Origin of the sequence: Mesorhizobium sp. BR1-1-4 (genome assembly GCF_020165375.1) — a bacterium.
In the GTDB taxonomy this organism is placed as follows: domain Bacteria; phylum Pseudomonadota; class Alphaproteobacteria; order Rhizobiales; family Rhizobiaceae; genus Mesorhizobium; species Mesorhizobium australicum.
In genome coordinates this window covers 82,999-95,089 of record NZ_JAIUIB010000006.1, presented here as the reverse complement: position 1 = coordinate 95,089, position 12,091 = coordinate 82,999, and the positions used below count along the sequence as shown (strand labels likewise).

The 12,091-nt window shown below is 61.6% G+C and carries 15 protein-coding genes; 5 read left to right on the top strand and 10 right to left on the bottom strand.

The genetic code is table 11. The features are described from left to right. From LB571_RS14610 to LB571_RS14590, 5 genes are all read right to left on the bottom strand, one after another. Positions 1 to 1,023 carry an FAD binding domain-containing protein gene (locus LB571_RS14610; protein ID WP_224595359.1) on the bottom strand — a complete coding sequence of 341 codons (1,023 nt, stop codon included), beginning with the start codon at positions 1,021 to 1,023 and terminating at the stop codon, positions 1 to 3. 1 nt (position 1,024) lies between these two features. Further along, positions 1,025 to 1,645 (bottom strand): (2Fe-2S)-binding protein, encoded by a 621-nt coding sequence (locus LB571_RS14605; RefSeq protein WP_015319114.1) that lies wholly within the window; start codon positions 1,643 to 1,645, stop codon positions 1,025 to 1,027. A gap of 277 nt (positions 1,646 to 1,922) precedes the next feature. Continuing rightward, positions 1,923 to 2,333, bottom strand: a complete 411-nt coding sequence (locus tag LB571_RS14600) for a DUF427 domain-containing protein (protein WP_140877846.1) — start codon at positions 2,331 to 2,333, stop codon at positions 1,923 to 1,925. Positions 2,334 to 2,546: 213 nt separating this feature from the next. Continuing rightward, positions 2,547 to 2,729 (bottom strand): hypothetical protein, encoded by a 183-nt coding sequence (locus tag LB571_RS14595; RefSeq protein WP_015319116.1) that lies wholly within the window; start codon positions 2,727 to 2,729, stop codon positions 2,547 to 2,549. After that, positions 2,726 to 3,085, bottom strand: a complete 360-nt coding sequence (locus LB571_RS14590) for a DUF768 domain-containing protein (protein ID WP_140823489.1) — start codon at positions 3,083 to 3,085, stop codon at positions 2,726 to 2,728. Before LB571_RS14590 ends, LB571_RS14595 begins: the two co-directional genes overlap by 4 nt. 149 nt (positions 3,086 to 3,234) lie before the next feature. Here LB571_RS14590 and LB571_RS14585 point away from each other — a divergent pair, with 149 nt between their 5' ends. The 4 genes from LB571_RS14585 to LB571_RS14570 all read left to right on the top strand — a co-directional run bounded on the left by LB571_RS14585 (position 3,235) and on the right by LB571_RS14570 (position 7,660). Then, complete coding sequence (locus LB571_RS14585) at positions 3,235 to 4,305, top strand: YihY/virulence factor BrkB family protein (RefSeq protein ID WP_140617522.1); 1,071 nt, start codon at positions 3,235 to 3,237, stop codon at positions 4,303 to 4,305. Positions 4,306 to 4,729: 424 nt separating this feature from the next. Next, complete coding sequence (locus tag LB571_RS14580; protein WP_140617523.1) at positions 4,730 to 5,782, top strand: HlyD family secretion protein; 1,053 nt, start codon at positions 4,730 to 4,732, stop codon at positions 5,780 to 5,782. After that, positions 5,779 to 7,404, top strand: a complete 1,626-nt coding sequence (locus tag LB571_RS14575; RefSeq protein ID WP_015319120.1) for a DHA2 family efflux MFS transporter permease subunit — start codon at positions 5,779 to 5,781, stop codon at positions 7,402 to 7,404. The genes LB571_RS14580 and LB571_RS14575 overlap by 4 nt, the downstream gene beginning before the upstream one ends. A gap of 91 nt (positions 7,405 to 7,495) precedes the next feature. After that, a complete protein-coding gene (locus LB571_RS14570) occupies positions 7,496 to 7,660 on the top strand; it encodes a hypothetical protein (RefSeq protein ID WP_015319121.1) in 165 nt (54 codons plus the stop codon). Between the two features lie 57 nt (positions 7,661 to 7,717). Here LB571_RS14570 and LB571_RS14565 read toward each other — a convergent pair whose 3' ends face one another. The 5 genes from LB571_RS14565 to LB571_RS14545 form a co-directional block, all read right to left on the bottom strand. Continuing rightward, positions 7,718 to 8,149 (bottom strand): hypothetical protein, encoded by a 432-nt coding sequence (locus tag LB571_RS14565; protein ID WP_023771244.1) that lies wholly within the window; start codon positions 8,147 to 8,149, stop codon positions 7,718 to 7,720. A 212-nt stretch (positions 8,150 to 8,361) separates the two neighbouring features. After that, the gene (locus LB571_RS14560) at positions 8,362 to 9,111 is read right to left on the bottom strand and encodes a metallophosphoesterase (protein ID WP_140617525.1); all 750 of its coding nucleotides are present in this window, start codon (positions 9,109 to 9,111) and stop codon (positions 8,362 to 8,364) included. Beyond that, positions 9,104 to 9,913 carry a hypothetical protein gene (locus LB571_RS14555; protein ID WP_015319124.1) on the bottom strand — a complete coding sequence of 270 codons (810 nt, stop codon included), beginning with the start codon at positions 9,911 to 9,913 and terminating at the stop codon, positions 9,104 to 9,106. Before LB571_RS14555 ends, LB571_RS14560 begins: the two co-directional genes overlap by 8 nt. A 287-nt stretch (positions 9,914 to 10,200) precedes the next feature. Further along, entirely contained in the window at positions 10,201 to 10,803 is a 603-nt protein-coding gene (locus LB571_RS14550; protein ID WP_015319125.1) for a general stress protein, read from the bottom strand. Between the two features lie 21 nt (positions 10,804 to 10,824). Then, complete coding sequence (locus LB571_RS14545) at positions 10,825 to 11,568, bottom strand: DUF4142 domain-containing protein (RefSeq protein ID WP_015319126.1); 744 nt, start codon at positions 11,566 to 11,568, stop codon at positions 10,825 to 10,827. 218 nt (positions 11,569 to 11,786) lie between these two features. Here LB571_RS14545 and LB571_RS14540 point away from each other — a divergent pair, with 218 nt between their 5' ends. Next, positions 11,787 to 12,074 carry a DUF982 domain-containing protein gene (locus LB571_RS14540; protein WP_224595357.1) on the top strand — a complete coding sequence of 96 codons (288 nt, stop codon included), beginning with the start codon at positions 11,787 to 11,789 and terminating at the stop codon, positions 12,072 to 12,074. Positions 12,075 to 12,091 lie beyond the last annotated feature (17 nt).

Sequence of the window (12,091 nt, the reverse complement as noted above, 5' to 3'; positions counted from 1 at the left end):
TCACACCTTCATGTCACGGGTTTCGAGGAGCGCCCGCACCAGCGTCCGTTTGCCAAGCTCGATCTTGAACGCATTGTGGCCGCGCGGCCTGGCATCGGCGAAAGCCGTCTCCGCGGCCGCCCGCGCCATTGCCTCGTCCAGCATCTTGCCGTGCAGGACCGCTTCCGCTTCCCTCGCCCGCCACGGCACCGTGGCGACGCCGCCAAAGGCTATGCGTGCCTCGCGGACGTTGTTGCCGTCGAGGTCGAGAGCGACCGCCGCGGAAGCCAGGGCGAAGGCATAGGATTCGCGGTCACGAACCTTAAGGTAGCGGGAACGGCGGGTCCAAGGACCCGCGGGCACATCGATGGCGGTGATGATCTCGTCAGCGGCGAGGCCGGTCTCGACATGAGGGGTATCGCCGGGCAGGCGATGCAGGTTGGCGAACCGGATTTCGCGCGCGCCGCCAGAACCCTCGACATGGAGGTTGGCGTCAAGGGCAATCAGTGCCTGGGCGAAATCACCATGATAGGTGGCGATGCAGGCATCACTGACGCCCAGCACCGCGTGTTGCCTATTGAAACCGTCCATTGCCGCGCAGCCCGAACCCGGCTGGCGCTTGTTGCAGGCCCATGAGATCTCCCTGAAATACTCGCACCGCGTCCGTTGCAGCACGTTGCCGGCAAGGCTGGCCATGTTGCGGAGTTGGCCGCTGGCTGCCAGCCTGAGGCTGTCGGCAATGACCGGATAGTGGAGCTTGACGTCTTTATCGTCAGCCGCCTCGCCCATCCGCACCAGCGCGCCGAAACGAACCCCTTCGGTGGTGACGCGGATTTGCCGAAGCGCCGGCTCGGAGAGACGATTGAGATCGAGCAGGCGGTTCGGCCGGGCAACGTCGAGCTTCATGTAGTCGGCCAGATTGGTGCCGCCAGCGATGAATTGCATGTCTGACTGGGTCGGCGGCCGATCCGGCGCGGCAAAGTTCGAAGCGAGGGCGATAGCCGCCGGGATGTTGGCCGGTTGCTCGAGAACGAAAGGACGCATGTCAGGCTCTCCCGGTTTCGTCGCGAGCCTGCACGATCGCGGCCACGATGTTGGGGTATGCGGCGCACCGGCAGATGTTGCCGCTCATGTATTCCCGGATATCGGCCTCGGAACCGGCGTGGCCTTCGTTGACGCAGCCGATGGCCGACAGAATCTGGCCCGGCGTGCAATAGCCGCACTGGAAGGCGTCATGGTCGATAAAGGCCTGCTGCATCGGATGCAGGGCGCCGTCGCGCGAGGCGAGCCCCTCCACGGTCGTCACATCCTTGCCCTGCATCATCACCGCGAAGCTCAGGCAGGAGAGGACCCGTTTTCCGTCGACGAGCACGGTGCATGCACCGCATTGCCCATGGTCGCAGCCTTTTTTCGTCCCGGTCAGCCCAACGTGGTCACGCAAGGCGTCGAGCAGGCTGGTCCTGGTGTCGAGCGAAAGCTCGTAAGCTTGCCTGTTGATACGAAGCGAGGTGACGACCGGCTCCCGGAGCTTGGAACGGGACGCGGCCACTTCCTCCGCCTTGGCCTCAGGAGACAGGAGCGGTGCGACCGCAGCGGCCGAAACCGTGCCCGTCATGAAACGTCTCCGGCTGAGGCTAATTGGCTTTGGGACGAGGGTTTCGGACATGGCTCGCTCCTGGGCTGGCTTTCGCCGCTAACCTTTCACTCCGGGCATTGTTCCGAAAGCAGTGCGACAAAACCCTGCCTGATCGCGAAAGAGTGATTTTGCTCCGGCATGGCGGTGAGGCGCGGCTAAACCCGATCGAAGCGGCCGCAACGAGGCTTCTTGGTGGAGGGTGGATCGATGAGGGGAAGGCTCGGACTCGCACCGGTGCCGCTGACCCTGGCGGCGGCCACTTGCCGGCATGGCGACAAGCAAGAAGAACGACGGTCGAGGCGGCATCCTACTCCATGACATGTGGAGTATGCCGCTTATCCTCCTTCGGATCGACGTCAATACGTGCCCTTTTCGGATCGAAGGCGCCATGACGCGCGATGGCCAGGGCCGCGGTATCCGGCGTCTCATACGCCCACATGAAGTCATCGGCCGAGCCGCCGACAGCATGAACACGCCAATAGCTCGCTGTTCCCTTCAACGGGCACTCGCTGGTGGTGTTGGTCTTCTCGAGGAGGTCGAAATAGATATCCTCGAAGGGGATATAGAAGACCGGCTCATGGCCCTCCTCCCGAAGAATTTTCGCACGGTCGCTTGCGGCGACTATCGCGTCGGAGAACCGGACCGTCACCGTGCCGAGGAATGGTTCTATGCTCATGCCGCCGATAGGGCGCCTGGAAATCGCTTCTGAACCTTGCATCTGAATTCTCCTTGGCCAGCGTCTTGATGGTTGGATGACATTTGTCTTCCACGCGTGAAGTCGAAATGCGCGGCAGTGGATTGAGGTTCCGGTCCCTCCGGAAATCCTGGCGTCCGCAGTCATCAGCCTAGCCGCGCCAGGGGAATGACCGGAGCCTCATCCGTCAGGCCAGCCACGCAAGCGGCAGCGGCGTATAGCAATAGGAAATCACGTTCATTTGGTCGCCGGGGCAGTTGGCTGATCGCCACCGGTCGTCGACTTCGGTCTGGCGTCCTGGTCGACTGGTGGGTTCTTGGTGACGGTGTCGGTGTTGGCCTTCGTCGGCTCGGTGTTGTTGTCACATGCGGTGAGCGCAAGACCCGTTGCCAGGATCAGAAAGGATAGGAACCTCGTCATCGCCATCTCCTCGGGTTGACACTCGACAAACGAGGTTCCGCGATTTTGGTTGCCGCCGTGGCCACCTCTTCCAAGGGGGAGCCGTTCCCTTCATCGATCGTTTCCGCGATGTATTCAGTAAGATCGCCCACCTCATCCTGGATGTCCTGCGCCGCGATCCCCTCATCCTGCGCATCCGCCACGCACTGATTTGCGAGTTCCTCCGCGGCATCGATGCCGGACATAGGGATAGGCTCGTCAACGACGTGTTCTTCGATCCAATCCGAAATGAAGTGGGCTGTTCGATTGACGATCAGGTCGGCGTCCTCGGACAACTCCGCTTCGCCCCTGAGCTTATCCCTGGTTGTCGTTCTCATCTGACACACCCGTTCACTTGACCAATTTCAAACGCCGATCGGCCGCAAAAGATGCAGGGAAGGAGGAAAATCGTGATCGGCCGCGCATCGGGAACGGGTGTCTTCATCCCGCGTTGTCAGCCACGCTTTGGACATCAGCGAACCCGGTAATGGCTTTGAAACCACAACGAGGCTCTCCGCCGAACGACAAGCAGCCCTCGCTGATCGATGAGGAAGCAGCCGGCCGCGCGGCCTCGACAACGAAGGACAGCAACGCCGCGGCAGGGCGGGAGCCAGGAAGCCGTGGGCGCGACGCCACGTGGCCATCTCAAATCACTGGGCTGGGGTGGAAGGACATCTTCTGGCGACTTTGGGAAGAGTTCAACAAGGACCGGGTTCTGCTGGTGGCTGCCGGCGCAACCTTCTATCTCCTGCTCGCCTTGTTTCCCGCCCTGGCAGCCTTCATCTCGATCTATGGCTTCGTCGCGGACCCGGTCACGGTCGCCGACCATGTCGCTTACCTCCAGGGATTGCTACCGCAGGGCGGGCTCGATCTTATCCGCGATCAGTTGCAGGCCTTGGCCCGCCAGAAAGCAGGCGCTCTCGGCACAGGCTTTTTCATAGGCCTGACAATCGCCCTCTGGAGCGCCAACAGCGGCATGAAGGCGCTCTTCGACGCGATGAACATCGCCTACGAAGAGCGTGAGAAACGCTCGTTCATTACCCTCAATCTGATGTCGATCCTGTTCACGGTCGGAGCCCTGCTCATCGGCATCGTGCTGCTGCTTACGGTGGGTGTTGTCCCGGCGCTGTTGCGCTTTTTCTACCTTGATGCCTGGACAGAAACCGTGGTTGCGGTATCTCGATGGCCCATCCTGGTAGTGTCGATCCTAACCGGCATTTCCTTGCTCTACCGCTTCGGGCCGAGCCGGGAACATGCGAAATGGCGATGGTTGAGCTGGGGAGCGCTTGCGGCAACCGCGGCATGGATTATCGCGTCGTGGCTGTTCTCGTTCTACCTCCAGCATTTTGCCAACTATAACGCGACATACGGCTCGCTCGGTGCCGTGGTCGGCCTGATGATGTGGACATGGATTTCAGTCATCATCCTGATCGCCGGCGCCGCCATCAACGCGGAAATGGAACATCAGACAGCCTGTGACTCGACCACAGGCCCGGCGGTTCCCATGGGTGAGCGCGGCGCGGTCGTCGCCGACACATTGGGCAAGACTGCGGACTGATGAAACTTTCAGGTAGATGTCCCATCGTCACCTGCACGAGCGACAAGGTTCGAGCCACTCTCACCAAGTGCGGCTATCGTCTATAAAACGGGAATGCTGGTACTCAGCGCCCCAGGTTGATGGGAGGGCGGTCCTATTGCCCAATCGGGCAGGCCAAAGAGGATGAGCAGCCACACACCGACTGGCTGAAGGGCGTCGCTGCCCATGGCGCTGGCGGGAAGTCAAAACAGGAACCTTTGCCAAGGCTTTGCCGTTGAAACCGCGTTCGCCATCGCGGACATCACCCTTCAGTCTGCTGAAAGCCAGTTCCGTGGATACGAAGCCTCAGAAAAGCGAGCCGGACCCATCCGACGACAGGGCCGGGCAAAGCAAGCGTCTCGCCAGCCAGCCAAGTTCGCGGCACGACAAATCGGACGATCGGCAAATGGACGACAGGCCGCAGAAATCGAACCTGCTGGGCTTTCCCAGGCGCCATCCCTATTGGACAGCGGCAATTGTCCTCCTGCTTCTGCTTGTTGCGATGGGTGTAGCGATCTGGTGGCTGAATACGCGTCAGTATGAATCCACCGATGATGCCTTCATCGATGCCCGCACGGTAACGGTGAGCGCCGAGATTGCCGGGCGTATCACCGATGTGGCCGTCACCGACAACCAGCCGGTGCGCAAGGGTGACGTTCTCTTGCGCATCGACGACAGCGACTACCGGGCATCGCTCAGCCAAGCGGATGCCGGCGTAGCCGCCGCTCAGGCCGACATCACCAATGTGGCGGCCCAGATCGAGGCGCAAAATGCCAAGATCGACGCCGCCCAGAAGCAGGTGGCGCTGGCCCAGGCAGCGCTCGACTTCGCCAAGGCCGAAGACCAGCGCAATCGCGAATTGCTGACGAAGGGCACGGTGACGCAGCAGCAGGCGCAGCAGGCTGCATCGACCCTTCGACAAGACCAGGCAACCCTGGACAGCGCCGAGGCGGACGTGGCCGCGGCGAAGAGCCAGGTGACAGTGCTGCAGGCACAGACCAAAAGCGGCGAAGCCAAGCTTCACCAGGCACAGGCCAGCCGGGATCAAGCCCGCACGGCACTGACACGTACCACTATTACAGCCCCTGTCGCCGGCCGCGCGACAAGCATTTCGGCCGCCATCGGCACCTACACCCAGCCGGGTCAGGTGCTCATGATGTTCGTTCCCAACGAAGTCTGGGTAAAGGCGAACTTCAAGGAAACCCAACTCGACAGGATGCGAACCGGACAGCCGGTCGACATCGATATCGACGCCTATCCGGACAAGACCTTTCATGGCCATGTCGACAGCCTGCAGGCCGGCAGCGGCACCGCCTTCAGCCTGCTGCCCGCCGAAAATGCCACCGGCAATTTCGTCAAGGTGGTGCAGCGTGTGCCGGTCAAGATCGTCTTCGACAACCCGCCCGATGTGCTGCTCGGCCCAGGCCTGTCGGTGGTGCCGACGGTCAAGGTGCGATGAGCCGCGACAACGCCAGCGACCAGGGCGAAAGCCGATCCGCGGCCGGTGAGCGCAATCCCTGGCTCATCGCCATCATTGTCTCCATTGCCACCTTCATGCTGGTGCTCGACACCTCGATCGCCAATGTGGCGCTGCGCAACATCGCCGGCAGCCTGGCTGCCGGCATGGATGAAAGTACCTGGGTCATCACCACCTATCTGGTCGCCAACTCCGTGATCATTCCAATCAGTGGGTGGCTGGCCAGCGTGATCGGCCGCAAGCGCTACTACATGCTTTGCGTCGCGACGTTTACCCTGGCATCGCTGCTGTGCGGGCTGGCGCCCAATCTCGAGATGCTCATCGTCTTCAGGATCCTGCAGGGCCTCGGCGGCGGCGGCATGGCGCCAAGCGAGCAATCCATCCTGGCCGACACCTTTCCGCCTGAAAAGCGCTCGCAGGCATTTGCCCTCTACGGCATCGCCGTCATCGTCGCGCCGACGGTCGGGCCGACCATCGGCGGCTGGCTGACCGACAATTTTTCGTGGCACTGGATCTTCTTCATCAACGTGCCGTTCGGCATCATGTCGCTGGCGTTGGTGCAGTGGCTGCTGGTCGAACCGGAGGTACTCGAACGCGAACGCCAGCAGCGGCTGAAAGGAGGTCTCAGGATCGACTGGGTCGGATTCATCCTGGTGGCGACCGCGCTCGGCTGCCTCGAAATCTTTCTCGACGAGGGCCAGCGCAACGACTGGTTCGCGTCGAGCTTCATCACGACTTTCGCCATTATCTCGGCGATCTCCTTCGCCCTGCTGATCCCATGGGAATTCCGCCACCGCGATCCGATCGTCGACATGCGCCTGCTGTTCACCCGCCAGTTCGGTACATCCTTCCTGGTGATGATGGCGGTCGGTGCGGTGCTGTTCAGCACCACGCAGCTGATGCCCCAGCTGCAGCAGACCGCCTTCGACTACACGGCGACGCTATCGGGCCTGTCGATGATGCCAGGCGGCATCGCCATGCTGATGCTCATGCCGATTTCGGGATTTGCCGCCGGCATCGTCCAGCCAAAATACCTGATCATGGCGGGCATGGCGGTGGTGGCGATCGGCCTGTGGCATATGACTTCGCTTACGCCCGACGCCAGCTTCAGCTTCTTTGCCTTTGCCCGCATCTTCCTGATGATCGGATTGCCGTTCCTGTTTATCCCGATTTCGACTGCGGCATATGTCGGTCTGGCGCCGCAAAAGACCAACCAGGCCTCGGCCTTGATCAATGTTGCCCGCAATATCGGCGGCAGCATCGGCGTGTCGCTCTCCAACACTGTGATCGCCCAGAACGCACAACTCCATCAGGCGAACCTTGTCGGCCACACCGCGCAATCGTCGCCCGCCTACCAGCAGGTGGTACGGCAGGCGACCGAGCACTTCGTCGCCGAGGGTTCCTCGATGCTCCAGGCCAAGCAGCAGGCCATTGGCTGGATCGGGCAGTTGATCGCCCGCCAGGCTTCACTGCTCGCCTATATCGACGTCTTTCGTTACTGCGCGGTGGCAACGGCGCTGCTGGTTCCTCTCGCCCTTCTGCTGCGGTCTTCGCAAGGAAACCCGACCGGCAATAGCGGGGAGGCGTCTGGACCTCCTGGATGACAGGAGCCGATCGCCGGCCGGTCCGCACCGCGAACCGCTCCAAGCGGAACGGATCGTCTTCTTGCCGGTTGTGAAGGAAAGGAGATTTCCCATGTCAGACGGTATCATGTGGCTAATCGTCGTCGCCGGCGGGCCAGCGTTGCTGGTCATACTGATTGCCTATGTCCTGGTAACCCGCCGTAACCGTGGTCCGGTTGAACGCAGGGAAAGCGACCGCGCTACCGACCAGCTCTATCGCGAGGACGATCGGCGATAGCTTGCGCATTGGCGGTGTAGGAGGTCGTCGCGGACATGCAACGACCTCCCCTTGGTCTCACCGCATCAAGCACCGCCTCAGGAACGCAAAGAGCCTGTTCCCGCTGATCGTTGCACGGACCCGAGCCGCGGCCCATCGGGCTTTCATGGTGGCACCGACGTGGCAATCACAGACAATGTCGTGGAGTTGCCAGTCGCTCAATTCGAAGAAGCGCTTTGCCTCGCCGTATGTGTCGTCCCCCAGCCCCGATGCACGCAAGATCGGGTCTTCGAAGGCAACCGCGAGTGCCGATCCTTCCCCACGTGCGATGGCCCGTGCTTCAGGACGCAAATGTTCCGTGCCGGTTAGCGCACCGAGGCATCGTTCGGGATTTTGCTCGAGAAGTTCAGCCCAACGCGCGATGCGTTCATTACGTGTCATTACCGAAAACGGCGCCAGCGGCTCAATCCTGGCGACGGTTTGGAGCTGGTCGAGTGTCTGATGTTTCATGGTCGGCTCCTGTCTGAGAGGGAGAAGCACCCACGCCTTCTGAAGAAATTATCGCCCGGCAGGGCTTCGACAAGACGGAGGTTTGACGAATTCGCCGCTGGCGACGAACTCCAAAATAATATCGCGGGCCAACAACCGTGATCAGCTCGCACTATCGCGCCGCCACTTCCTGGCAGAGCGTTCCAACTGAATGCTCGCACGATGCCGTGGCGTCAGAGTTCCAGCAGGGCATAGGGGCGGCCGTTCGGTTTGGCCACGTGCATGGCGACGTTGTAAACCTTGGCGCCGCCGGGCGTTTGGCCTTCATAGGAGCCGCGATGCGCGTGACCGTGCACAACGGCGCTGACCTTGAACCGATCGATCGTCTCGGCAAGGCGTGAAGAGCCAAGAAACGGAAATATCTCCAGCGGTTCTCCCTCGACGGTCTCAGCGATCGGCGCGTAGTGGAGGACCACGAGCGTCCGCTTCGCCCGTACCTGGCGCATCGCGTTTTCGAGGCGCATTGCCTCGTTGACACTTTCCGAGACCATCGCCTTGATCGCGGGTTCGCCGAAGGAGCCGAGCATGCGCGATCCGAAGCCACCGACGAACCCTTTCACGCCGACGAAGCCGACCTCCTCGATTTCGACCGCATGGCCATCGAGAAGGTGAACATGCGCCTGGCGCAGGATGTTTGCGACGTCGTCCACCGCGCCGGATTCGTAGTCGTGGTTGCCGAGCACCGCCACCACGGGGATCGAGCAGTTGCGCAGGTCCTCGGCGAGCATCTCCGCCTCACGAGGCTTGCCGAGATTGGTGAGATCTCCCGTCAGGACGAGAATCTCGGCTTCCCTCGATATCTCGCCGAAGAGATCGCGATACGAGGTTCGGGGATCTTCCCTGACATGCAAATCCCCCATGGCAGCAACTCTGAGCGTCCCTGCGTTATCCTTCGGCGCGACGTTCTCCAGGCGGTCAGGCATCACGAAAATCTCCCACGCCGCCGACGCCGGCGAAGCCCCATTCCTTGACATCGATCTCGTAGTCGGTTTGCGACAGCAGCCGCCCGCGGCAGATCTTCATCCTGGGGGACGGCAATTGCCGTTGCTTGGCGAGGCGGTCGAGCAGTTCATCGAGGAGCCATGCCGGGATGTGATCGCGCTCGCTTGGGTAAATCCATCTGAAGTTGATGAGCTGCATCAGCAGGACCTCCCAATGAACCTCCAGATAGGAAAGCAGCCGGTGCCAATCTATCTGGTCGTGTGCCTTGAGGATCGTGTGGGCGATATCGGCGCCATCGTGCCGGCCCCTGTCTTGAATGAAGCATTTGGACCAGATGAGTTCGGTCGGCCCGATGATCCGCACACGGCTGCCCAGCAACTCGGTCTGTCTGGCGTGCTCCAGCCATCGATCGCCAACAGGCATCATGCCGTTGGCCGATCCGAAGATGACGTCGAAGAAATGCCTGCCCTTGAACACCTTGCCAAGCCACCGGTCGTCCACGATTTCGACGGCATATCCAAGCTCCTTGAAATGGGCGAGGATCCGCGCGTAGTCACCGGCCTTGCAGAAGATATCGAGATCCTTGGTCTGGCGAGTGACGCCGGTATAGGCGCTTACCGCATAGGTTCCAGCGACCAGAAAGGGAATGTCCGTGGCGGTGAGCTCGCGGACGGCTTCCATGTAGAACACCTCCGCGCCGGCGTGCTTAAGCGTCGGCGCCGCCTTTGCATTGATCAACGGGAGCGAAACCAAGACGTCTTCGCGTGATCGATCGGTGGTCATCAATGATGGCTCCTAGCCGCCAACCGACAAGTTGGCCGCTGGGACAACAACGTCGACCCCTCCATGGTTCCGCCTTGCGGGCGGGGTCAGTTTCGTCATGGAGCGATCTGTTCTGAGCGGCGGAGATTCCGCTGGGAACATGGCTTCAAACGCAATCGAACCCAGCCCGATGCCCTCGAGATGGATTCGATGGTGCTTAAACGCCGCAAAGCGCCCCAGCATAGCGCGGCAAGATCGATTTCCGCGACCTCGTCGCTGCGTGCCAGTCAGAGGAACGTGAGCCGCTTTCAGGGTCGATTGATTGCACGTCCGCCGTCGCGATCGATCTCGCCCGGCACGTATTCGCCTGCATTGGCATCGAAGCCGGTCCAGCCGTCGGCCTCGTACGATCTGCGGCGTTCGGCCAGGTCCACCGATCGGGATTGCCCCAAAATCTGCTCGGCATTCGGCACGAGTTCGTCCTCCACCTTGGCCGTCACCAAGGTACCGCCGCGGCGTACACCTTCCGCATAGACGTGCGCATCGCGCTCGGGCACGCCCGATTCCGTCAGAGCGCCAATGATGCCGCCGGCCGCTCCACCGGCCACGGCACCGGCAACCGCACCGGCGGCGGTGGCGGCGAGCCATCCGGCCGCGACCACCGGGCCAACACCCGGGATGGCCATGACGCCAAGTCCCGTGAGCAACCCCCCGGCGCCGCCGATCACGGCTCCGATTCCGGCACCACTGCCAGCGTCTTCAGCGGCCTCGGAACGATTTGCATCGTACCAGTCATCCGAGTTGTTGGCGACGATGCTGATGTTGGAATGCGGGACTCCCGTCGCCTCAAGCTCGCCGACCGCATCGGCCGCGTCGTCATAATTATCGAACAGTCCAGTTACGGTTTTCATGTGATTTCTCCTGATCCACGCTCACTTGCTTGCGGCAACCACGTTGCCCTGGTAGTCGACGCCAACGTTGAGGTTTTCGCCTCCCTTGGCCGCCTGGCCGCGCCAGATGCCCTGATCGTCCTTGGTCAGCTTCGACACGTTCGAATATCCGGCGTTCTCGATACGGCTCTTGGCCTGGGCTTCGGTGAAGCTGTTTGCACCAGGAACGAGGGCGGCGGCGTTGGGAGTATTGTCGGTCTTCACCGCCGGCGTTGTCGCTCCCGTAACGGAATCTTGCCCGGCGGCGATCTTTTCGATCGCCTGCTGGTGCATCTTCAGTGTGCCGACCGTTTGCTGGGCAAAAGTCTTGAGCGCGGCGTTGTCACCCCCGCTGGCATAATCCTCGAACAGCTTGACGGCTTCGTCATGCGCCTTGCGCTGCGCGTCGACATAGGCCGGATCAATCGGCCCCTGCGCGTTCTTGAGCTTATCCAGATCGCCCTGATGCTGAGCGTCGAGCGCTGAGGGCACCTTCAGTTTTTGTTCGCCGGCGACCGCTTGCAGCTTGGTGTTGGCGGCGCCGTGGTCCCGGATCATCATCTGGGCAAAATCCTTGATGCGCTGGTCCTGGGCCTTGCCCAAGGCAATCTGACTCGAGTCCACTTCGAACTTGCCGCCGACGGCAGCCTTGTCGACAAAATCCTGGGCGCTGTCGGCCGCGAAGGCAGGCATTGCGAGAACCGTGGAAGCAACCGCGAGGGATGCGAGAAGGTGTCGTGTTTTCATCGGCTTTGTCCTTGTCGGTGAGCGAATTTGCGCTGCGTCCTAACAAGCCAAGATGCGCTTTGTTCCTCTCTCCAGGCCCCATGCCGCTAAACCCGGCAGCGCCAGAAAACCATGGGTGGAGACGAGCGGCTCAGGCGTCGTTATTCCAAATTCCAAACGCCAGGTGCACTGGAACAAATCGACTGTCGCGGCGTTAGAGGCCGTCCGCGGAAGGCTCCGTGGAGCAACAGGCGAAGGTCTTGGAGGGGCGGGTGCGTACAGGCCATTTCAGAAAACCGATCGTTATTCAACCTGGCCGCATAGACCGCGACAGGGTTGTGGTCTCTGTGTCCGATGCCGCCGAAGTGCTGCTGCGGGACTGGCCAAAGCCGACGTCGGAAAGGCGTCTTGCCGCGATCAGGGCCTGCCTTGCGGTGATGCGTGGCGAAAAGCCTCCAAGGGTTGCACGACAGGCGTTCATTGTTGCGGCCAAGGACGCCAGGATTCTGCTCGGCGATCAAATCTAGTCGTTGGCGCCATGCGC

What these genes read in the sequence shown, in the direction of transcription:
- LB571_RS14610 (WP_224595359.1), bottom strand. Translation starts at nt 1,023, where the DNA reads ATGCGTCCTTTCGTTCTCGAGCAACCGGCCAACATCCCGGCGGCTATC.
- LB571_RS14605 (WP_015319114.1), bottom strand. Translation starts at nt 1,645, where the DNA reads ATGTCCGAAACCCTCGTCCCAAAGCCAATTAGCCTCAGCCGGAGACGT.
- LB571_RS14600 (WP_140877846.1), bottom strand. Translation starts at nt 2,333, where the DNA reads ATGCAAGGTTCAGAAGCGATTTCCAGGCGCCCTATCGGCGGCATGAGC.
- LB571_RS14595 (WP_015319116.1), bottom strand. Translation starts at nt 2,729, where the DNA reads ATGACGAGGTTCCTATCCTTTCTGATCCTGGCAACGGGTCTTGCGCTC.
- LB571_RS14590 (WP_140823489.1), bottom strand. Translation starts at nt 3,085, where the DNA reads ATGAGAACGACAACCAGGGATAAGCTCAGGGGCGAAGCGGAGTTGTCC.
- LB571_RS14585 (WP_140617522.1), top strand. Translation starts at nt 3,235, where the DNA reads ATGGCTTTGAAACCACAACGAGGCTCTCCGCCGAACGACAAGCAGCCC.
- LB571_RS14580 (WP_140617523.1), top strand. Translation starts at nt 4,730, where the DNA reads ATGGACGACAGGCCGCAGAAATCGAACCTGCTGGGCTTTCCCAGGCGC.
- LB571_RS14575 (WP_015319120.1), top strand. Translation starts at nt 5,779, where the DNA reads ATGAGCCGCGACAACGCCAGCGACCAGGGCGAAAGCCGATCCGCGGCC.
- LB571_RS14570 (WP_015319121.1), top strand. Translation starts at nt 7,496, where the DNA reads ATGTCAGACGGTATCATGTGGCTAATCGTCGTCGCCGGCGGGCCAGCG.
- LB571_RS14565 (WP_023771244.1), bottom strand. Translation starts at nt 8,149, where the DNA reads ATGAAACATCAGACACTCGACCAGCTCCAAACCGTCGCCAGGATTGAG.
- LB571_RS14560 (WP_140617525.1), bottom strand. Translation starts at nt 9,111, where the DNA reads ATGCCTGACCGCCTGGAGAACGTCGCGCCGAAGGATAACGCAGGGACG.
- LB571_RS14555 (WP_015319124.1), bottom strand. Translation starts at nt 9,913, where the DNA reads ATGACCACCGATCGATCACGCGAAGACGTCTTGGTTTCGCTCCCGTTG.
- LB571_RS14550 (WP_015319125.1), bottom strand. Translation starts at nt 10,803, where the DNA reads ATGAAAACCGTAACTGGACTGTTCGATAATTATGACGACGCGGCCGAT.
- LB571_RS14545 (WP_015319126.1), bottom strand. Translation starts at nt 11,568, where the DNA reads ATGAAAACACGACACCTTCTCGCATCCCTCGCGGTTGCTTCCACGGTT.